We start from the raw sequence: 277 nt of genomic DNA, 5'->3' as shown, positions 1-277 counted from the left end.
CAACCGTTTGATAGCGTATATTTCAAGCTATTTTGTATATTATGGCGATAATGATATAAAGTATTAAATGCCGTTCGTATTTTTCTAGGGAGGCGATATTTCTTACTTTCCTCCAATACATGGATGAATTGATCATAGGAATGTTCCTTTATGGCATCCATTACCTCATGAATCAAACGGTAACTGAGACTAAGAGTAGAATCTTTTGATAATAAATAATCAACAATGCCCCTTTCATGAATCGCTTGCTTAAATAATGAATATTTCTTATACTCTT

Annotated in this window: 1 pseudogene; it reads right to left on the bottom strand. The window is 32.1% G+C overall.

The annotated features are described in order from the left end of the window. Window positions 1-277, bottom strand: a pseudogene (locus HMPREF2811_RS11650) (ISL3 family transposase); the annotation flags it as partial.

It is taken from the genome of Globicatella sp. HMSC072A10 (assembly GCF_001811625.1).
GTDB lineage: Bacteria > Bacillota > Bacilli > Lactobacillales > Aerococcaceae > Globicatella > Globicatella sanguinis.
This window is presented reverse-complemented; position numbering and strand designations above follow the sequence as displayed.